The 20,556-nt window shown below is 70.5% G+C and carries 16 protein-coding genes; 9 read left to right on the forward strand and 7 right to left on the reverse strand.

Annotated elements, in window-relative coordinates:
* The 4 genes from VGW35_16995 to VGW35_17010 all read left to right on the forward strand — a co-directional run.
* Positions 1-1,823: APC family permease (locus VGW35_16995; GenBank protein ID HEV8309358.1), on the forward strand; the 1,823-nt coding region annotated here is incomplete at its 5' end.
* Between the two features lie 5 nt (positions 1,824-1,828).
* Positions 1,829-2,755, forward strand: a complete 927-nt coding sequence (locus VGW35_17000; protein HEV8309359.1) for a sugar ABC transporter permease — start codon at positions 1,829-1,831, stop codon at positions 2,753-2,755.
* A complete protein-coding gene (locus VGW35_17005; protein HEV8309360.1) occupies positions 2,756-3,598 on the forward strand; it encodes a carbohydrate ABC transporter permease in 843 nt (280 codons plus the stop codon).
* Positions 3,599-3,627: 29 nt separating this feature from the next.
* Positions 3,628-4,908, forward strand: a complete 1,281-nt coding sequence (locus tag VGW35_17010; GenBank protein HEV8309361.1) for an ABC transporter substrate-binding protein — start codon at positions 3,628-3,630, stop codon at positions 4,906-4,908.
* A gap of 48 nt (positions 4,909-4,956) precedes the next feature.
* On the opposite strand, the gene VGW35_17015 is transcribed toward VGW35_17010, so the two are convergent.
* The 7 genes from VGW35_17015 to VGW35_17045 all read right to left on the reverse strand — a co-directional run bounded on the left by VGW35_17015 (position 4,957) and on the right by VGW35_17045 (position 16,105).
* The gene (locus VGW35_17015) at positions 4,957-8,331 is read right to left on the reverse strand and encodes an AAA family ATPase (GenBank protein HEV8309362.1); all 3,375 of its coding nucleotides are present in this window, start codon (positions 8,329-8,331) and stop codon (positions 4,957-4,959) included.
* A gap of 72 nt (positions 8,332-8,403) precedes the next feature.
* On the reverse strand, positions 8,404-8,799 hold the full coding sequence (locus VGW35_17020; GenBank protein HEV8309363.1) for a GYD domain-containing protein: 396 nt from the start codon (positions 8,797-8,799) through the stop codon (positions 8,404-8,406).
* Positions 8,800-9,238: 439 nt separating this feature from the next.
* Positions 9,239-11,416 (reverse strand): hypothetical protein, encoded by a 2,178-nt coding sequence (locus VGW35_17025; protein ID HEV8309364.1) that lies wholly within the window; start codon positions 11,414-11,416, stop codon positions 9,239-9,241.
* Between the two features lie 32 nt (positions 11,417-11,448).
* Positions 11,449-12,519 carry an ABC transporter ATP-binding protein gene (locus VGW35_17030; GenBank protein HEV8309365.1) on the reverse strand — a complete coding sequence of 357 codons (1,071 nt, stop codon included), beginning with the start codon at positions 12,517-12,519 and terminating at the stop codon, positions 11,449-11,451.
* Positions 12,509-14,188 (reverse strand): iron ABC transporter permease, encoded by a 1,680-nt coding sequence (locus VGW35_17035; protein ID HEV8309366.1) that lies wholly within the window; start codon positions 14,186-14,188, stop codon positions 12,509-12,511. Before VGW35_17035 ends, VGW35_17030 begins: the two co-directional genes overlap by 11 nt.
* A 37-nt stretch (positions 14,189-14,225) precedes the next feature.
* Positions 14,226-15,203, reverse strand: a complete 978-nt coding sequence (locus VGW35_17040) for an ABC transporter substrate-binding protein (protein ID HEV8309367.1) — start codon at positions 15,201-15,203, stop codon at positions 14,226-14,228.
* A 26-nt stretch (positions 15,204-15,229) separates the two neighbouring features.
* On the reverse strand, positions 15,230-16,105 hold the full coding sequence (locus tag VGW35_17045) for an oxaloacetate decarboxylase (GenBank protein ID HEV8309368.1): 876 nt from the start codon (positions 16,103-16,105) through the stop codon (positions 15,230-15,232).
* A 110-nt stretch (positions 16,106-16,215) separates the two neighbouring features.
* On the opposite strand from VGW35_17045, the gene VGW35_17050 reads away from it, so the two are divergent.
* The 5 genes from VGW35_17050 (at position 16,216) to VGW35_17070 (ending at position 20,175) form a co-directional block, all read left to right on the forward strand.
* Positions 16,216-17,130: a DNA-3-methyladenine glycosylase gene (locus tag VGW35_17050; GenBank protein ID HEV8309369.1), complete on the forward strand. Its 915-nt coding sequence runs from the start codon at positions 16,216-16,218 to the stop codon at positions 17,128-17,130.
* Between the two features lie 97 nt (positions 17,131-17,227).
* Positions 17,228-17,578: a gamma-butyrobetaine hydroxylase-like domain-containing protein gene (locus VGW35_17055; protein ID HEV8309370.1), complete on the forward strand. Its 351-nt coding sequence runs from the start codon at positions 17,228-17,230 to the stop codon at positions 17,576-17,578.
* A complete protein-coding gene (locus VGW35_17060; GenBank protein HEV8309371.1) occupies positions 17,578-19,161 on the forward strand; it encodes an MDR family MFS transporter in 1,584 nt (527 codons plus the stop codon). Before VGW35_17055 ends, VGW35_17060 begins: the two co-directional genes overlap by 1 nt.
* 24 nt (positions 19,162-19,185) lie before the next feature.
* Positions 19,186-19,815 (forward strand): urea carboxylase-associated family protein, encoded by a 630-nt coding sequence (locus VGW35_17065; GenBank protein HEV8309372.1) that lies wholly within the window; start codon positions 19,186-19,188, stop codon positions 19,813-19,815.
* 6 nt (positions 19,816-19,821) lie between these two features.
* Complete coding sequence (locus tag VGW35_17070; protein ID HEV8309373.1) at positions 19,822-20,175, forward strand: HNH endonuclease signature motif containing protein; 354 nt, start codon at positions 19,822-19,824, stop codon at positions 20,173-20,175.
* Positions 20,176-20,556 lie beyond the last annotated feature (381 nt).

Below are 20,556 nucleotides of genomic sequence, written 5' to 3' on the forward strand. Positions count from 1 at the left end.
TCCAGGCCCTCAAGCGGGTCCTGGTCGGGACCCCCATCCCGACGACGCTCGCCAAGCACGAGCGGCTCAGCCGCGTCACCGGCCTGGCGATCTTCGCCTCCGACGCGCTCTCCTCGGTCGCGTACGCGACCGAGGAAATCCTTCTCATCCTCGTGCTGGCCGGGGCCGCCGCCCTCCATTATTCGGTCCCGATCGGGATCGGGATCGCCGCGCTGATCGCCATCGTGGTCAGCTCCTACCGCCAGACGATCCTCGCCTACCCCCAGGGCGGCGGCGCCTACATCGTCACCAAGGCCAACCTCGGGCGCTACCCGAGCCTGGTGGCGGGCGCCGCCTTGCTGATCGACTACGTCCTCACGGTCGCGGTGAGCGTGGCCGCCGGCATCGCGGCCATCACCTCGGCAGTCCCCGCCCTCTATCCCTTCCGGGTCGCGCTGTGCGTGGTGGGCGTCGTCGGGATCGCCGTCGCCAACCTCCGCGGCGTCCGGGAGTCCGGCCGGCTGTTCGCGGCCCCGACCTACCTGTTCGTGGCGACCTACGCCATGATGATCGCCTGGGGCGGCGTCCGGTGGCTCGCCGGCGGGCTCGGACCGGATCCGGCGGCCGCCGGCCCGGAGCTGCCGGGGGCTCAGGACCTGACGGTCTTCCTCGCGCTCCGCGCCTTCGCCTCCGGCTGCACGGCGTTGACCGGCATCGAGGCCGTCTCCGACGGCGTCCCGGCGTTCCAGCCGCCGGAAGCCCGGAACGCGCGGGCGGTGCTGGCCGCGCTCGGCGTGATCCTGGTGACGCTGTTCCTGGGGATCACCTTCCTGGCCAACGTCACGCAGCTGGTCCCGGTCGAGGGCGAGACGATCAACTCTCAGATCGCCCGCCGGGTGTTCGGGGAATCGCTCCTCTACTATCTCGTCCAGACCGTGACCACGCTGATCCTCGTGCTGGCCGCCAACACGAGCTTCGCCGATTTCCCGCGGCTGGCGTACTTCCTGGCCCGCGACCGCTTCATCCCGCGGCAGTTCGCGAACCGCGGGGACCGGCTGGCGTACTCGAACGGGATCCTCATCCTGACGTTCTTCAGCGCGATGCTGCTCGTCGTGTTCAAGGGAAGCACCCACGCCCTGATCCCGCTCTACGCCGTGGGCGTCTTCATCTCCTTCACCCTGTCCCAGTCGAGCATGGTGCGCTACTGGCTCCGCGAGCGCGGCCGCCGGTGGGTCCTCCGGATCGCCCTCAACGGCGCCGGCGCGGTGGCGACCGGCCTGGTCATGCTCGTCATCGGCACCACCAAGTTCACCCATGGCGCCTGGATCGTCATCCTGCTGATCCCGTGCATGGTCGCCATCTTTCTGGCGATCCACCGGCACTACGAGGAAGTGGCCCGGCAGCTCTCGATCGAGGGCGCTGAGCCCCGGCGGCCGCCCGGGGCCCACACCGTCCTGGTGCTGATCGGTGACGTGCACCGGGGGACGCTGCCCGCGCTGGAATACGCCCAGGCCCTCTCCCCGAACGCCCGCGCGGTCTACGTGGAGATCGATCCGGACTCCACGCGGCGGCTGGAGGACCGGTGGGGCAAGTGGGGAACCGGGATCCCGCTGGTCGTGCTCCGCTCCCCCTATCGGTCGGTGGTCGGCGCGTTCCTCGAGTACCTCGACCATCTCCAGCAGCAGGTACCGGATCACCTCATCACGATCATCCTCCCCGAGTTCGTGCCGGCCCGCTGGTGGCAGCATCTGCTGCACAACCAGACGGCCCTGCTCATCAAGGGGGCACTCCTCTTCCGGAAGGGGATCGTGGTGACCAACGTGCCCTATCATCTGGAACGATAGCTCCGGTGGCCATCCCCAGCGCTCGAGTGCTGGTCCTCTCCCACGCGCGGCGCCGTCGCCGCGGCGTCTTCGGGCCCTACCTCTATCTGCTCCCGTCGCTCGCCTTGCTGGCCGCCTTCACCTACCTTCCGCTGGGCCTGGCCGCCGCGCTCTCGTCGGTGCGCTGGAACGTGCTGACGCCCGAGCCGACGTTCGTGGGCCTCGACAACTACCGCACCCTGGTCGCCGATCCCCTCTTCTGGCTGGTGCTCCGGAACAACGTCCTGTACGCGGCGGGGACGATCCCGACGACGATGATCCTCGCGCTGGGGACGGCCCTCCTGGTGAATCAGCCGCTCGGGCGTGCCCGCGCCCTGTACCGGGTCGGCCTCTTCTATCCGACGATGATCCCGATGGTGGCGGCGGCCATGCTGTGGGTGTGGCTCTTCAATCCGGGCATCGGCCTGGTGAACCACTACCTCGGCCATCTCGGAGTCCCGCGGGTCGAGTGGCTCTACGACCGGTACTGGGCGCTGCCGGCCATCATCATCATGTCCATCTGGAAGCACTTTGGATACTTCATGCTCATCTTCCTGGCCGGCCTCCAGACGATTCCCGGTGAGCTCTACGAGGCGGCGGCGATCGAGGGCGCCTCGCCCTGGCGGCGGCTCGTCCACGTGACGCTGCCGCTGCTGGGGCCGGCCACGCTGTTCGTCTTCGTGGTGGCGATCATCTCGTCCTTCCAGGTCTTCGACCAGGTCTACGTCATGACCCAGGGGGGACCCGCCGACCAGACCAACGTCCTCATCTTCTACATCTGGCAGCACGCCTTCCGGTTCTGGGACCAGGGGATGGCGGCCACCCTGACGACGCTCTTCGTCCTCGGGCTCCTGCTGACGGTCGGCCTGGTCTTCCGCGGGCTCGGCCGCCGCGTCCACTACGAGGTCGAGTAGATGGGGACCCGGTGGCGGAGCCGGCGGCGCCGTGGACCCCTGGTGACCCACCTCACGCTGCTGAGCCTGACCGGGGTCACGGTGACGCCGTACCTGTGGCTGCTCTCGACGTCGCTCAAAGAGCGGACCGCGGTGTTCACTCCCGTTCCCCAGTGGCTGCCATGGCCCGTGAACCTCGGCAACTACGTGGAAGTCTTCCAGCGGGCGCCCTTCGGGCTGTACCTCGTGAACACCCTGGTCGTGGTGAGCGGAATCCTCGCCGTCCAGCTGGTGACCATCACGTTGGCTGCCTACGCGTTCGCGCGCCGACGCTTCCCGGGGCGCGAGCTCCTGTTCGGCGCCTTCCTCCTCCAGATGATGATCCCCATCCACGCGACGTTCGTGCCGAATTTCCTGACGCTGCGGGCGCTCGACCTGCTCAACACCCGGGTCGCCATGATGCTGCCCTTCTTCGCCTCGGGCTATGGGACCTTCCTCCTCCGGCAGACGTTTCGCGCGATCCCCCGCGATCTGGAGGAGGCGGCGGTGCTGGACGGCTGCGGCGGGCTGCGCTTCCTCTGGCACGTTCTGCTGCCGCTGGCCCGGCCGACCCTGGTCGCGTTCGGGCTCATCAGCCTGGTGAGCCACTGGAACGATTACCTGTGGCCGCTCATCGTGACCGATACCCCTGAGATCCGGACGCTCACCATCGGCCTCGGCATGTTCGTGCAGCAGGAATCGGGCGCCGACTGGACCCTGCTGATGGCCGCGACGGCGTTCGTCACCGCGCCGCTCATGGTGATCTTCCTGATATTCCAGCGGCGCTTCGTGGAGAGCTTCATGACGTCGGGTCTGAAGGGCTAGAGCTCAGTGCCTCGCGAAAGGAGAAGGCCATGCACACTCTCCGATGGGTTCTCGCCGCGCTCCTCCTGGCCGCCGCCGGTGGCGGGGGCGGTGTCGCGCTCGCCCAGGCTAAGCTGGTCCGCCTCACCTTCTACTATCCCGTGGGCGTGGCCGGTCCGCTCGCCAAGGTCATCGGTGACCTGACCGACCAGTTCAACAAGGCCCATCCCGGCCTCGAGGTCGTGCCGGTGTACTCCGGCGACTACGACCCGACCCTCCAGAAGGTGCAGACGGCGGTGATGGCGGGCAACCCCCCGGACGTCTTCATCGTGGAGATCTCCGAGCTCCACACGCTCCTGGCCATGAACGCCATCATTCCGCTGGACGAGTACGTGCGGCGCGCGGAAGGGGGCAAGTACTGGGAGGACTTCTTCCCGGCCTTCCGCGAGAACAGCGTGGTGGGTGGGAAGATCTGGTGGATCCCCTTCCAGCGCTCGACGCCCGTCCTCTATTGGAACAAGGAGGCCTTTCGGAGGGCCGGGCTCGACCCCGACAAGCCGCCCAAGACGTGGGATGAGCTCCGGGAGTACGCCAAGAAGCTCACCGTCCGGGACGGCACCGAGGTCAAGCAGTGGGGGGTCACGATCTCGGGCGGCTGGCACGACTGGCTGTTCGAGGCCTTCGTCCGCCAGAACGGCGGGTGGCTGATCAACCCGGAGGGGACCCGAGCCAACTTCAACTCGAAGGAGGCCGGCGAGGCCCTCGAGTTCTGGGTCGAGCTCTTGCACCAGGAGAAGGTCGGGCCGCCGCACTCCACCTGGGCCTCGACGCCGCCCGACTTCGTCGCCGGGCGCACCGCCCTGCTCTACCACTCGACGGGCATCCTCACGTTCCTCAAGAACTCGACCAAGTTCGATTTCGGCGTCGGCTTCATGCCGGCCAGGAAGTCATACGGGGCCGAGGTCGGCGGCGGCAACCTGGCCATCGCCCGGAAGATTCCCAGGGAGCGGCAGGAGGCCGCCTGGAAGTTCATCGAGTGGCTGACCTCCGCCGAGAATGCGGCGAAATGGAGCATCGCCTCCGGGTACGTCGCCACCCGGGTCTCCGCCTACGACCGACCGGAGCTGAGGGCCCACGTCGAGAAGAACCCCGAGTACCTGGTGGCCCGCGACCAGCTCAAGTACGCGTCGGCCAAGATGATGGCGCCGAATTACCAGAAGATCCGGGAGATCCTCAAGAAGCAGCTCGACGACGCGGTGGACGGCCGGGTGAGCCCCAAGGACGCCCTGGAGACGGTCCAGAAACAGGTCAGCAGCGTGATCAAGCGCTAGGTCATTTCGGGGGGGTCTCGGAAGCCCCGGCGGGGGCGCGGCGTCCGGTCAGCGGACTTCCCGCCAGGCGGCTTCGGCCTGGCCCAGCCAGAAGGGCATGCCGACAGCCCCGAGGAGCTCGACGGCGCGGCCCAGATGCTCCTTCGCGCCGGGGGCGTGTCCGACACGCAGGTAGAGCCGCCCGAGGCCGAGATGGCAGCAGGCGGCCAGCGGGCGCATCCCGCACTCGCCGGCCAGCCTCAGGGCCTCGCCGTACCGGGTCTCCGCCACCTGGACGTCCGGGCGGACCCGACAGCGTTCCACCTCGCCGAGGAGTCGGAGCGCCCCAGCCTCGTTCCCGCGCTCCGAGTGGGCCCGCGCCAGCTCGAGAGCCCGGCGGGCCAGCGTGTCGGCCGCGTCCAGATGGCCGCTCAGGAGCTGCGCCTCGCCGAGCATCGCGACTTCGCTGGAGTGCCGCACCATGTTGCCGGTCGCCGCCGTGCGGTCCACGGCCTCCTGGAGGAGCTCCACCCCCTCGGCGAGGCGGCCGGAGAGGGCATAGACGTAGCCGAGGCTGGAGGCGACGTTCGGGAACCAGGCCGGCAGGGTCCAGCGGCGGCACATCGCGAGACTGTGCTCGAGCGTCGCGACCGCGCGCTCCAGGTCGGCACGGTGCTGATAGAGGAAGCCGAGCGTATAGTGAGCGACGGTGAGCGACAGGGGCTGGTCGGTGGCGACCGCGACCTCGATCGCTTCCCGAGCCCGGATGCTCCCCTCCTCGAACTCGCCGAGCCGGGCCAGCGACCACGTGAGCCAGGCCCGGAAGAACATGGCGCCGGGCCCGGGGAGCCCGAACCGATGCTGCACGAGATCGCCTCGGAGGGAGGTCACCGTCCGGCGGAGGACGTCGGCAGCCCGCCGGAAGTCGCCCGACGCGTAGTAGGCCGAGCCCAGGTACGCGTTCGTCAGCACCTGCAGCTCCGGATCCTCGACCTCGATGGCCAGCGCCAGGGCGCGACGGCCGCACTCGATCGCCTGGTCGGGATGGCCCAGCAGGGACAGATCCCGCGCGACATACGCGCTGATCCAGGCGAGCCGACGGTGGTCACCCAGGGTGCGGGCGACGGCCTCGGTGACACGCAGCTGCTCCAGGTCGCGGGAGATCTCGCCCAGCGGCAGCAAGGCATTCCGCATTGCGAAGCTCAGCTCGACACGCTGCACGAGCCGCTCGCGGGTTTCGGGCAAGCGATCGAGGGCGGCCCGCGATTGCTCGAAGTGGGCGACCGCCTCGCGGTAGGCCGATCGCGCCGCCGCCCGGGACCCCGCCTGACGACCGTACAGCGCCGCCTTCTCCCAGACCTCGCCGCGCTGCGCGTGGTGGGCAAGACGATCGACCTGTTCGGTCAGCCGGTCGGCGTAGAGCCGCTCGATGGCCGCCACGATGCGGGCATGGATGGCCTTGCGGCGCTCGTGCAGGAGACCGCCGTAGGCGACCTCGTAGGTCAAGGCGTGCCTGAACGCGTACTCGGGCTCGGGGTAGAGGGTTCTCTCGTAGAGGAACTCGGCGTCCCGTAGCCGGGCCAGCCCGCCACGTAGGACGCTCTCGTCCTCGTCGACGACCGTTCGGATGAGGCCGAGCGGCGCCTCGCTGCCGATCGCCGAGGTGACCTGGAGCAGCCGCTTGTCCTCCGGTGGCAGGCGATCGATGCGCGCGGCCAGCATGGCCTGGACGGAGACCGGGACCTGGATCCGCTCGACGTCCCGGACCAGGCGGTACGCCCCCAGATCACCGGTCAGCACCCCGGTCTCTACGAGCGTCCGCACGCTCTCTTCGAGGAAGAACGGGTTCCCGGCCGACCGCTCGAGGAGCGTCGCCGGCAGCGTCCGCAGCGACGGATGATCGCCGAGGAGCGCGCGCACCAGCTCGGCGGCGCTCTCGGCCGGCAAGGGACCGACGCGCAGCGGGACGAACGAGGCCCGGCTCCCCCACCGGTGAGAAAGCTCGGGACGGTGGTTGACGAGGAGCAGCAGGCGCACCGTCTGTAGTTCGTCGATCAGCGCGTCCAGGAGCGCCTGCGTCTCGTGGTCGATCCAGTGCGCGTCCTCGACGACCAGCATGAGCGGCTGGTTCTGGCTCTCCCGGAGGAGCAGCCGCGTGATGGCGTCGTTCGTGTAGCGCCGGCGCTCGGGCGGCTCCATGGCCTGCCTGCGCGGGTCGCCGGCCGGCGACCCCAGCAGCGCCAGGAAGGCCGGCAAGGTCGGGACCAGGGCAGCGTCGAGAGCGCGGAGCCGGCCGGTCACCTTCTCGCGAACCGTGGCCGGATCGTCGCTCTCCTCCACGCGGAAGTAGCTCTTGAGCAGGGTGATGACCGGCAGGTACGGCGTGGCCCGGCCGTACGACGTGGCGGCCGTCTCGAGGAGAAGCCAGCCGCTCGCGCTGGGGGAGCGGGTGAACTCCCAGAACAGGCGAGACTTGCCGACCCCGGGCTCGCCGACGAGGGCGATGACCTGTCCGTGCCCGGCGACCGCGCGGTCCCGCGCCTGGCGGATCGCGTCGTACTCGGCGAGTCGGCCGACGAAGCGGCTGAGCCCACGGGCGGCGGCGACCTGGAACCGTAACCGGGCGGGCTCGGCGCCGACCAGCTCGAAGACTTCCACCGGGTCGGCCAGGCCCTTGATGGCGACGGGCCCCAGGGATCGGACGCGCAGATAGCCTTGCCCGAGGCGGACGGTCGCCCCCGCGCACAGCACCGCCCCGGCCTCGGCCATCTGCTCGAGCCGGGCAGCCAGATGCGTCGTCTCGCCGACCGCGGTGTAGTCCATGTTCAGGTCGGACGCGATCGTCCGCACCAAGACCTCGCCGGAGTTGATGCCGACGTGGATCTCGACCGGGGCCGGCGCCTCGGGCCCGACGGCCGGGCCCGACCGCAGGAGCTTCTCCTGCATGCGGAGCGCCGCATAGCAGGCGCGCAACGCGTGATCTTCGAGGGCCAGCGGCGCCCCGAAGAGCGCCATGATCCCGTCGCCGAGCACCTGATTCACGGTGCCCTCGTAGAAGTGCACCGCCTCCATCATCAGCTCGAGCACGGGGTCGAGCAGGCGCCGCGCCTCCTCGGGGTCACGCCCGGCCAGCAGCTCCATCGAGCCCTTGATGTCGGCGAACAGGACCGTGACCTGCTTGCGCTCGCCTTCCAGGGCGCTTCGGGAGATGAGGATCCGCTCGGCGAGATGGGCGGGGGTATAGGCGACCGGCGACGCGAACCGGGCCGGGAGCGCCGAGGAGACGACGCTCCGCGACGCCGGCGCCCCGCACTGGTCACAGAACCGGCCCTCGGCCTCGAGCCGCGCCCCGCAGGCGGGGCAGACGTCACCGAGGGCGTCGCCGCACTCGCGGCAGAAGTACGCGCCGACCCGGTTAGGGGCTCGGCACCTCGGGCACCTCATGCGGCGCTCCGTGTCTTGGCGGCCGGGCCGGCGATGCGATCCGCAGTCTCCGGAGGACCGGCCACCAGAGGCTCATGCCTTTCGAGCGCGGCGTCCGGCGTTCCCCGTGGCCGGCGCGCTCCCGGGCTTTCCCGGGAACTGGTACTTCAGGTTCTTGGACATGGTCATGGCCGCCATGCCGCGCTTGATGTTGAACAGCGGCGTGATCTTCATGTCGGCGACGGCTCCGCCGGCCATCACCGCCATGTAGAATGCGGCGGCACACGGGACGTCCGGGAACTGGATGATGGCGACGAGATCGAAGTCCCCCGCCAGGACGAAGTCCTTGCGGATGACGACGCCGCCGCACCCCGCGACCGCCGGCTTGACGGCTTCCAGACGGTCCTCCGGGGAATCGATGAGCTGCTTCCACGCGGCCGCCGTGTACCGGACCTGCACGAGAAACTCGGGCATCCCCGATTCTGACATGTTCCACCTCCTCGCGAATGGTTGGGGCGCTCAGCGACCGGGAGGGCCGGTCGAGCCTGGCTCGTCGGCGGGCAGGCGTGGCCGCTCACAGCGATGGACGGCTGTCCCCCCGAGAGCGCGTCGGGCCGCAGTCTATGATCGTGGCCCGGTAGTGTCAAGGCGGGCGGGCGGGCGGTGGGCGGGCGGGCGGGCGCCCGGCGCGCGCGAAACCAACCGGCGTGGCCCTAGACACCGGATGCTCCGCGCTGGGAACGGGCCTCGGCGCCACCCGCGCCTCCTCGAAAGCCATGCCTCGCGAATAATCCCGGCGAGGAGCCTGTCGGAGTAACCCGGGGCCGGCCACCGAGCGTATGGTGCGTCGAGGAGTGCTCCGAGCGGCGGCTTCGCCGCCGCCACGACGGGGCATCGGGGGGGTCTTCCGAGACCCCCCCGAAATGACCTAGCGGATCTCGATTCTCGGCCCCTGACTGGGCCGCGCCCACAGGGTCATCGGCAGGTTCCCTTCCGCGCTGCGAATGTCCCTCGCCAGGACGATCGCTTCCACCACCATCGGGGCAGGCGCTTGCGGAAAGGGACAGGCCAGGACGGCGGCGGTCACCGTGCAGGGCTCGGAGAGGGCGGAGCCACCACCCCCGCGCACCTCGACGCGGACGGGTCCGGGCAGCCGGACAGGGACGGAGAAGGCGATCTCCAGCGTCGAGCCGCGCCAGGCGACGCCCATGACGCGCGGTCGTTCCGGATAGGCTTGCAGACACCGGGCGCGGTAGGGGTGCCCGGTCAGCCAGCCGCAGTGGAAGTAGGGCGGTCCCTCGATCAATGCGGAGCCGTCAAAGGCGCCGACGGGCGGCGCGGCACCCGTATAGCGGCTCGGCCAGTCCTGCCAGGCCGGGATCCGGCCACCTTCGGCCCACTCGGCGTCCCCGATCGTGAAGTCCCAGCCGTCGACGTTCCGAAACGGTGGATCGACCCGCCGACCCTCGCGCTCCTGGCCCTCCTTCGGGGGCGCCCCAGGGTTCTGATTCTGGATGAGCTCCGGGAACTGCGGGTGGCTGATCCGGTCGTGGTCGAGCCAGGTGCCGGTGAAGGTGAACCGTGGGTCGACGAGGGGGACCGGCTGGGCCTCGCCCCCCTCGACGAGCCAGAAGCATCCGGGCACGCCCGGTTCGGGGCGACAGAACCGGATGGCGTTGTTCCAGTGGCGGAGGTCGCTGGTGCGGCCTCGGCCGGCTACCGGGCTCCTGAGGTACCAGCTGTTGTTGAAGACGTAGATCGGGCGTTCCGGCAGGCCGCGGGACTCCGCGAACTTGAGCACGGTGCCGTTCCGGTGACCCTGGCCCGGGCGCCCGGGCAGGTCGTCGAACCGCCCGAGATTGCCGAAGATGTAGAACTCTCCGCCCCGGACGTCGTCGAAGGCGAACCAGGCGTGGGCGTTCCAGATGCGGTTGTGGAAGACCCGCCAGTTGAAGGCCGTGCTCTCGGGCTCCACGGGGTTGTCCCGGACGAAGGAGAACCGGTTGGCGTAGACCTCGAAGTTCAGGTTGCCCTTGCCGTCCAGGTCGACCCGCTCCGGGGGTTCCGTATGCCTGGTGTACTCGGCCTTCACCCGGATTCCGTTGAATGCGTTCCAGATGTCATTGTGCCGGAAGACGACGCCGCCCGCGATGTTCCGCCCTCCGAACAACGCGCCGTTGAAGAACTCGAACTGCCGGCCGCTGCAGAAGGCCTCGTTGCACTCGCACTCCCAGTCGGCGCCGCAGGGGCACTTGCAGAGGTCGGGGTCGTTGGTGTTGTGGTGGCTGCATCGCCAGTCGATGCTCGTCCACATCAGCCCTTTCTGTTTTCCCCCGTCGCGGAGGCACTCCGCGTCGTCGACGAGGTACCCGCGGGGGCCGAAGCCGTCCGTCGCGTAGCCCGTGCAGTCCTGGATCCAGCGGTTGTGCTCGATGAGGAAGTGGTGGGACCGGGGTGTGGTGTCCTGGTCCGTCAGCGTGTCGCGAGCCACCACGACGTACGTCGAGCCGGTGACCTGCAGTCGGCGCACCGTGACGTACTCGGCGCCCTCCACGACCAGGAATGCCGGCCAACACCCCTGCACCGTGAGGTCCTCCACGACGATCCCCGACACGTTCTTCATCTGGATGCAGTTCGTGTCGTGGAAGCCCGGGATCACGAAGGTCCCGATGCGGCGCGACGGGAGCCGGCTGCCGCGGCGAAGGGTCGGAGAGATGTTGGGCGTCTTCTCGAAGTGGGTGCCGACCTTGGGTTGGCCGTCACCCTGCACGAGCGTCCCTCCGGACCCGCGGATCGTGATGGGCGCATCCGGCTTCGCCTTGACGTTCTCGAGGATCGGGATCACACCCCGGCCCCGGCTCACCATCGCATAGACGCCGGGATGAAGCTGCACGGTCCCGCCGGGCAGGCCCGTCTGGTTTCTCTCCTTGAGACACTGGAAGGCCAGGGAGAGCGTCGTGGTGTCGACGACATCGAGCACGAAGCCGGCTGGCAGCGGGTCCGGGCAGGTGAGCGCCCGGGCCTCGCTGGTGAACACGAGGGCCGCGAGCGCGGAGGCGAGTGGCGCGAGAACCAGAAGGCGGTAGGTCATCGTCCGGTTGGACACCAGGCACCTCCCGGCAGAGTCGGCTACCCCCGTCACGCGTCGGGGAAGAAGAGCGGATCGCGAGGGATGACGCCGACCGGGTCGCCCTCGGCCACCATGCGCGCGGTGGTCGCCGCGAACTCGTGAGCGCCCACGCGGATCCGGTATTCGAGGAATTCGCCCCGGTACACCCGCGCGACGATGCGACCGGGCACTCCGGCCCCCGCCGCCGTCAGTTCGACCTGGGCCGGGCGAAAGGCGAGCATCCCGCGCCCGGCGGCGCCGGGCGGCACCCGGCAGGCCAGCGGTGACGCCTCGGGGACTCCCGTCAGGCGCACGGCGCCCGAGCCCGCGACCTCCGCCGGGAGGAAGCCGACGTAGCCCATGAACTCGGCGACGAATCGGGTGGCCGGGGCGCCGTAGACGACCTCCGGCCGGTCCACCTGGTGGAGGAGGCCGGCCCCCATCACCGCCACCCGATCGGCCAGGGCCAGCGCCTCGTCCTGATCGTGGGTGACGTAGAGGATCGCGGCGCCGACCCGCCGCTGGATCGCCTTCAGCTCCACGCGCATGTCTTGCCGGAGGCGGGCGTCCAGGTTCGACAGCGGCTCGTCGAGGAGCAGCACCGCCGGCTCGCCGGCGAGGGCCCGCGCCAGGGCGACTCGCTGCTGCTGGCCCCCCGAGAGCTGGTGCGGATAGCGGTCGTCGAGCCCCTCGAGCCGGGTCAGCTCGAGGAGCGCGTGGACCCGCGCCTGCCGGCTCTCGGCCGGGATGCGCCGGAGCCGCAGCGGGTAGCCGACGTTCTCGGCGACGGTCATGTGGGGCCAGACGGCGAAGGACTGGAAGACCATCCCGATCCGCCGCGCTTCCGGCGGGACGAAGACCGCGCGGGCGGGCGCGGCGACGGTGGTGCCGCCGATGCGGATCTCGCCGGCCGAGGGCTGCTCGAAGCCGGCCACCATCCGGAGCGTCGTCGTCTTGCCGCAGCCCGAGGGACCGAGGACGGCGACGAAGGCGCCCGGCGGGACGGTGAGCGTGACGCCGCGCACGGCATGGGCGCCGCCGCGCCCATCGAAGCGCTTCTCGACGGCGTCGAGCTCGACGGCCGGCCCCTCAGGCGTCACGCGGCGCGGGCACGCCGGCCAGATACCGGCCGAGGACGTGGGCCCCCAGCGAGACCGCCACGATCACGGTCGCCAGGGCGGCGGAGAGGAGCACTTTCCCCTCCTCGTGGAGGTTGAACGCCATGACGCCGATCGTCTCGTTGCCGGCCGACCAGAGGATGACGGAGAGCGTGAGCTCGGTGAGAGCGGGCACGGCGGCCAGGACCCAGGCGGCCAGGAGGCCCGAGCGGAGGAGCGGGACGGTCACGTCGGCGAGACTCCGCCACAGCGAAGCCCCCGAGGCCCGGGCCGCTTCCTCGAGAGCCGGATGGAGCTGCAGGAGCGCGGCCGCCACCGGCCGGAGGGCCAGGGCGAGGAACCGCGCGACATAGGCGATCAGGATGATCCAGAGCGTGTTGTAGAGCTGGAGCCCGAACACGGGCCGGAGGAAGGCCAGCACGATGGCGAGGGCCAGGACCGTGCCCGGGACCGCGAAGGGAAGCGTGACGAGAGTCTCCAGGATCGTGCCACCGCGGAGGCGGACCCGCTGCTGGAGATAGGCGACGGCGAGCGCGAGGGCGACGCAGATCGTGGCCGCGGCCGCGGCCAGGACCAGACTGTTCCGGACCGCCCGCCACACCGCCGGGATCTGGAACAGGATCAGGCGGAAGTTCTCGAGCCCGAGGTTGTCGACCGTCAGCGGGCGCCCGTAGGCGCGCGTGAGCGCGGTCAGCACGACCGCTCCCAGGGGGAGGGCCGAGGTCAGCAGGACGAACACCGCCATGGCGGCGCCGAGCCAGCCTCGGGCGGCGCCGAGAGGGATGACGGGGGCCCGGCCCGGCCCGGTGATGAGCGCGAACCCCCGCCCGCGGAACCACCACCGCTGCAGGGCGAGCACGCCGCCGGCGACCAGGACGAGGAGCAGCGAGAGCGCGGCCGCGAGGTGGAGGTTGTAGGGCCGGTCGAAGTCGAGGACCGTCGCGTAGATCTTGGTGGCCAGCACGAAGTACCTGGCCGGGAAGCCCAGGATGGCCGGGGTGCCGAACTCGGCCATGGCCGAGAGGAACACGAGCGTCATGCCGGCGGCGATACCGGGGGCGACCAGGGGGACCGTGACGTCGCGCGCGGTTCGCCACGGGCTCGCGCCGGCGCTGCGCGCCGCCTCTTCGAGCGCCGGGTCGACTCGCTCGAGCCCGGCCAGCACGGTCAGGTAGGCGATCGGGTACTTGTAGAGAGTCATGGCGAACACGATACCGCCGCTGCCGTAGATCCAGACCACCGGGTCGGAGCTGCCGGACAGCGCCATCCACGCCTGATTCACGAGTCCGGTGGGGCCCAGCACGTAGAGCCAGGCCATGGCCCCGATGAAGGGCGGCACCAGATACGGCAGGATGAGGACGCCCTGGAAGACCGATCGCCCGGGCAGGTTCGTCCGGGCCACCAGGAAGGCCAGCACGGTGCCCAAGGCCCCGGCGAGCGCCGTGGTCCACGTGGCTACGTAGAGCGTGTTCCGGAGAACCCGCCAGGTGTCCGGGTCGGCCAGCACCAGCCACAGGTTGGCGGCGCTCGGGAGGCCGTCCCGGGAGAGCCCGTACCAGGTGAGGACGAGCGCGGGGTAGCATACCGCGCCCGCCAGGACGGCGGCCAGCGGCGCCAGCGGGAGGAGCGTGCTGGCGGGCGTGCCCCTCATGGTGCGGGCCGCGGGGAGCCGGGCATGGCCCCGGGACTCACTTGCTCTCGAAGATCTCCCGATACTTCCCCTTCAGCTCCTCCCGGTGGGCCGCGATGTAGGCTTCGTCGGTCGGGAGGATCTCCAGTTTCTCGGGCGGCATCCCCTGGGGTCCCTCGATGCCGGGCCGCACCGGGACGTAGCCTTGCTGGACGAACAGCCGCTGGCCGTCGGGCGTGAAGAGGTAGCGGACGAAGGCCTGAGCGCCCTGGACATTCTTGGCCCCCTGCAGGATGCCGATCGGCGTCGGGATCAGGATGGCGCCCTCGCGCGGCCAGATGTGGTCCACCGGCGAGCCCTTGGCCTTCATGTCGCGCAGGAAGAAGTCGACCACCGAAGCCAGGTGGAATTCCCCGGTCGCCAGCTTCTGGGCGACGGTCCCGTTCGATTGCTCGACGACGATTCCGTTTTCCCGCAGGCGGCGAAAGAACTCCCAGCCGAAGGCCGGATGGGGCACCAGGGTCCCCAGCGTCGAGAAGGCCGCGCCGGAGTAGAAGGGGCTCGCCATCCCGACCTTGCCCTTGACGCGTGGCTCGGCGAGGTCCTTCCAGGAGATCGGCCGCTCCTTCACGCGAAGGGTATTGTAGCCGACCGTGTTGAAGATGAGCCGAACCTCGTGGTAGCGCCCGCCGTCGTAGCGGAACTTGGCCGGCACCCGCTCCGCCTCCGGGGGCGTGTAGGACTGGAGCAAGCTCTTCCGGGCGAGCTGGGCGAAGAAGTCGATGTCGGCCATCCAGACGAGGTCCGCCTGGATGGCGCCGCCCTGCAGCTCGGCCTGGAGCTTCCCGATCACCACCTGCGTGCCCGACCGGTAGATGTTCAGGACGGTGCCGGGGTGGCGCTTCTCGAAGTCGGCCTTCATCTCGTTGACCTTGTCCTGCGACTCCGAGGTATAGAGCGTCACCGTCCCCTGGGCGGCGATCGGCCGCGGCGCGGCGAGGAGTGAAAGGAGCAGGAGCCCCAGATGGAAGACCATGCCTAGCCCCCTGGCCGAGCGCGGCGTCATTCGGCGTAGCGGCGCTCGAGTCGCTGGTAGTCGTCGAGGCCGACGAGGCGAAAGTAGTCGTCGAACGGCATGAGCCGATCGTGGATGGCCGCGGTGCTGCCGTCCCGGTGAAGCACCCGGAGGACGTCCGCCACCGCCTGGGCGGCCGCCCACAAGGCGTCCACGACCCACAGCCCCACCTTGTACCCCATGGCCTCGAGCTCCCGGCACGTGAAGAGCGGCGACTTCCCCGTCGTGAACATGTTGGCGACGAGGGGCACACCCGGAAGCGCCCGGGGCGCCGCCCGGAACTCCTCCGGGGTCTCGAGCGCCTCGAGAAAAATGCCGTCGGCGCCGGCCTTCACGTAGGCCTGGGCCCGGCGGATCGCCTCGTCGAAGCCGAGAGACCCCCGCGCGTCGGTCCGCGCGACGATCACCGTGCGCGGGTCCCGACGCGCCTCGAGGGCGGCCTCGAGCTTCTTCTGGTGCTCGGCCACCGGAACCACCGGCCGCGGCCCCGGGATGTGGCCACACTTCTTCGGCCAGACCTGGTCCTCCAGGACGATGGCCTGGGCACCGGCCGCCTCGTAGGCCTCGACCGTGCGCCGGACGTTGAGTGCGTTTCCGTAGCCGGTGTCGGCATCCGCCATCACCGGGATCGACACCGCGCCGGTGATGCTGCGCAGGTGGTCCACCATCTCGGTCATGGTCAGCTGGCCCACGTCGGGCCCACCCAGGCGGCTGGCGGCCACCAGGAAACCGCCGAGGCCGATGGTCCGGAAGCCGATGCGCTCGGCGATGCGCGCGGAGAGCGCGTCATAGACCGCGGGCATCACGAGACACCCGGGCTCGGCCAAGAGATCCCGGAAGCTCGCCACCGGCGACCGTGTCACAGGGCGCTCTCTGTGCTAGACTTTGAAACCGGCCGACACCTGCGGAGAATCGCGCGACCGGCGCTTTGATATTACAGAAAACGCGGCTCAAATCAAGGAACGGCCCGGGTATGTTCACGCTCCGGCCGGGCCCGCCCCTCGATTTCGCGCTCACGCTCCAGCGCTACGCGCTGTGGGGCGTGGACCCGGCCAACGTCTACCAGGAGGGCGTCTTGTACCGCGTCGCGCGGACCGGCGGGCGGCGCGTTCCGTTCCGCCTCGCGGCGGGCGGCTCGGCGGACTGCCCGCGCGTGACCGTGACCTTCGACGGTCCCGACACGCGTGAGACCCGCGCCGCCCTGCGGGCCGAGGCCAGCCGCCTCCTCGGCTCGACGGCGGACTTGCGCGGCTTCTACCGGCACGCCGGTCGGGACCCGGTGCTGGCGCCCCTGGTCCGGTCTTTCTACGGGCTCCGGCCGACGCTCGCCCCCGACCCCTTCGAGATGCTCGTGGGGGCCATTGCGGCGCAGCAGGTGAACCTGCCCTTCGCCTTCGCGACCCGGGCGCGGCTCGTGCAGCGGTTCGGAGAGCCCGTCGTGATGGACGGGGTCACCGTCTACGCCTTTCCGCCGGCCGCGACCCTGGCCGGGGCCGAGGTGGAGACGCTTCGGGCCATGCAGTTCTCGACGCGGAAGGCGGAGTACATCATCGGCCTCGCGCGGGCGGTGGCGGAGGGGGCGCTCGACCTCGCCGGCGTGGCCGGGGCGCCTGACGACGAGGTCATTGCCCGGCTCACCGCGGTCCGCGGACTCGGGCGCTGGACCGCCGAGTGGTTCCTGGCCCGCGGGCTCGGGCGTCCCGACGTCTGTCCCGCCGACGATCTGGGCGTCCGGCGGGCCTTCGAGGCGCTGTGCTTTCGCGGCCGGCCCTGTGACGCCGCGCGGGCGCGCCGGCACGCGCTCACCTGGCGCCCGTACCGGAGCCTGGCGGTTCACTACCTCCTGGCCGGGGCGCGGCTCGCCCGCGTCGGCGCCGTCCCCGCCTGACCGGAGGGGAACCCATGGCCCTCGCGCACCAGTGCGTGACGAATGTGGTGGGCGGGTCTGGGGGCGGAGCGCCGCCGCTCCCCACCAGGCTGAATTAATGGAGCCTCGGCGAAAGCCGCTCTTGCCGATGGTGGGACCGGATCCGTATGCCCCTCGGGACGTGCACCTCGTCGGTCGCTACGCGCTCGGGGTCGACTGGCAGAACAACCACTCGAGCATCTATCCCTTCGACTTTCTGCGCGCCGCCTGCCCGTGTCCCGGGTGTGAGGAGGCACGGGCGGCCGGCCCGTCGCCCTCTCCAGAAGAGCCACAGAGCTGGCCCGTCGAGGTCCGCAAGGAGGGGACGGGACTCCGGATCCGCTGGCAGGACGGCCACGAGACGGTCTTCGGCGGCCACGAGCTGCGCGATCTCTGTCGCTGCGCCACGTGTACCACGAGGCCCGCCTGATGGCCCGGGGTCAGGCACCCTCCTCGAGCCGAGCGCGGGAGGTGGCGGGGCTGTCCCCGCGGCCTCACGGCGCCGTGCTCTTCGGCGTCATGCTGGGGCTGTTCCTGGGGGCGATGGAGTCGACCGCAGTCGCCACGGCGATGCCGACCGTGATCGCGAGCCTCGGTGGCCTCAACATCTATTCGTGGGTCTTTTCCGGCTACATCCTGGCCGCCACCATTTCCATGCCGCTGTGGGGCAAGGCCGCCGACCTCTACGGCCGCCGGGCGACCTACCTCACGGGGCTCGGCATCTTTCTCGGCGGCTCTGTCCTCTCCGGCCTGGCGACCTCCATGACCGCGCTCATCGCCTTCCGGACGGTCCAGGGGCTCGGCGGCGGCGCCCTGCTGCCGCTCGGCTACACGATCATCGCCGATCTCTACGGGCTCGAGCGGCGGGCCAAGATGCAGGGGTACTTCTCGTCCACCTGGGCTGTGGCCTCGGTGGTGGGGCCGCTCATCGGCGGGTTCTTGACCGATCACCTCTCGTGGCGCTGGGTCTTCTTCGTGAACCTGCCGTTCGGGGTGCTCACGGCGCTGATCCTCGGGTGGGCGCTCCGCGGGCTCGACCGGCCGCCGGGCCGCGCCGCCGTCGATCTGCGCGGCGCGGCCCTCCTGACCGGCGGCATGGGGGCGCTGCTGGTGGTCCTCGTGGAGGGGGGGCGAAGCGCGGTGGGCCTCGAGTACGTCGGGCTGCTCGTGCTGGGCGCGGGACTGCTGGTGGGCTTCGTCCACTGGGAGCGGCGGGCCCCCGAGCCGCTCTTGCCACTCCGCCTCTTCGCGAACCGCATGTTCCGGGCGGCGGCCATCTCCGGCTTCCTGGCCGGCATGGCGATGTTCGGGACGATCTCCTTCATCCCGCTCTTCGTCCAGGGCGTGCTGGGGGGCACGGCCACCGAGGCCGGCACGGCGCTGACCCCCTTCGTGCTGGGCTGGGTCACCTTCTCCGTTCTCTCGGCCCGGCTCCTCCTCCGGGTGGGGTACCGGCGTCCCGTGATCGCCGGGATGATCTGCCTCGCGCTCGCGTTCCTGCTCATGAGCCACATGGGGCTGGGAACGTCCCGCTCGGTCACCGGACGCAACATGCTGCTGGCCGGGATGGGCATGGGGCTGATCATGGTGCCGCTGCTCATCGCCGTGCAGAACGCGGTGCCCAAGCGTGACCTCGGCGCCGCCACGTCGGCGACGACCTTCTTCCGCTCGATCGGGGGGGCGGTCGGGGTCGCCCTCATGGGCGCCGTGCTTTCGCACCAGATGGCGACGCAGCTCGTGCGCATGGGGACCGCCCCTGGCGGCCTCCCGCGGGAGCAACTCGAGAGTCTCATCGCGCATCCCGACGCAGTCGTGGATCCCACATTGCGTCTGACCCTGCCGCCGGCCGTGCTCCAGGCGTTCAGTCAGGCCCTGGCCAACGCCCTGCACGCGGTTTTTCTGGTCGGCTTTGGCATCGCGTGCCTGGCCCTCATCTCCGCGTTACTGGTGCCGGCGGGCCGGGCCCAGGACCTCGCACTCCAAGAGAACCGGGTACCCGGCTCGCCGTCGTGACGGGTCCCGCGCTCCGGAGATCCCATGGGGCGTTCGCCGCGCGCTGCTGACCTCGGCGTGAAGCAGGAGATTCCGATTCCCGCCCGCTCCGGCGTCGGGTTTCGGGTGGGCGCCGGCCAGTTCGTCCAGGTGCTCGACATCGCCGGGCGGCAGTGCGCCGATTTCTTCGCGTACACCGCCGCCGAGCCACGCGAGTACCTGTCGGCCGAACACACCCGGGTGGCCATCGACGGGCTGTTTCCGCGGATCGGCCAGTCGTTCCTGTCGAATCTGCGGCGCCCGATGCTGCAGTTCGAGGAGGACCGCTCGCCGGGCATCCACGACATGCTCTTCGCCGCCTGCGACCCGGCCCGCTACGCGCAGTACGGGGTGACGGACCATGCCTCCTGCGCCGACAACCTGCGCGCGGCGCTCCGTCGGCTCGGCGTGGAGGCCTGCCACGTCCCCCAGCCGGTCAACTTCTTCATGAACGTGGCGGTGCGCCCCGACGGTCGCTGCGAGTTCGGTCCGCCTCAGACGAACCCGGGCGACTACGTGCTTCTCAGGGCGTTCCACGACTGTCTGGTCGTGATCTCGGCGTGTCCCCAGGAGTGGAACCCGGCGGCGAACTATCATCCCTCGGACTTGCTCGCGCGGATTCTCGTGGCAGACTGAGCGATCATGGGATTCGTGAGCCCGGTCACGGCGGCCGAGATCGCCCGCGAGAAGGAGAAGGCCCGCCGCCTCCGGGCCAGCCCCTGGTGGAAGCGGCGTCTCGCGCGGGGGCGCTGCGAGTACTGCCGGGAGGCGGCCCGGGCCGGAGAGCTGACCATGGACCATCGGGTCCCGCTCGTGCGGGGCGGGCGCTCGACGAAGGGGAACGTGGTGGCGGCCTGCAAGGCGTGCAACACGGCCAAGAAGTACCTGCTCCCGATGGAGTGGGAGGAGTACCTCGCCCGCCTGGCGGAGGGCTCGGATGAGCCCGCGGCCTCGCCGCCCGAAAAACATTGGACAAGGGAGCCGGGCCGATCGTAGGATGTGGGACAAATCGGCCGGGGTGACACAGCCCCGCGACGTTCCGATCCCGGCGGTGGGGCCGGGCGGAGCGGGCCGAGCCCCGGGCCGGCAGTCGGCGGCCGGTTCTGGGTGGCGGGATCATGGGCCCGCGTGGTGCGTGCGCCGAGAAAGGAGGTGGTCCAGCCGTGAGTACAACCCCGGTGATCTGTGAGGTGGTGACCTCCTAGGTCGCGCGCACCCGGTTCGATCCGAGGGTGGCCCGCCTGGGGGGACCCCAGGCACCACCGGCCCCGAGGGTCCTGCACATTCACCTGTGGGGCGGCTCGCGCCTCTTCGGTGAGGTGGGCCGCAGACGCCCTCGGGGCTTCTTTTTTTCGGAGGGGGTGTCGGAACACCCCC

The sequence above is a fragment of the Candidatus Methylomirabilota bacterium genome (assembly GCA_036005065.1).
GTDB lineage: Bacteria > Methylomirabilota > Methylomirabilia > Rokubacteriales > DASRDR01 > DASYQW01.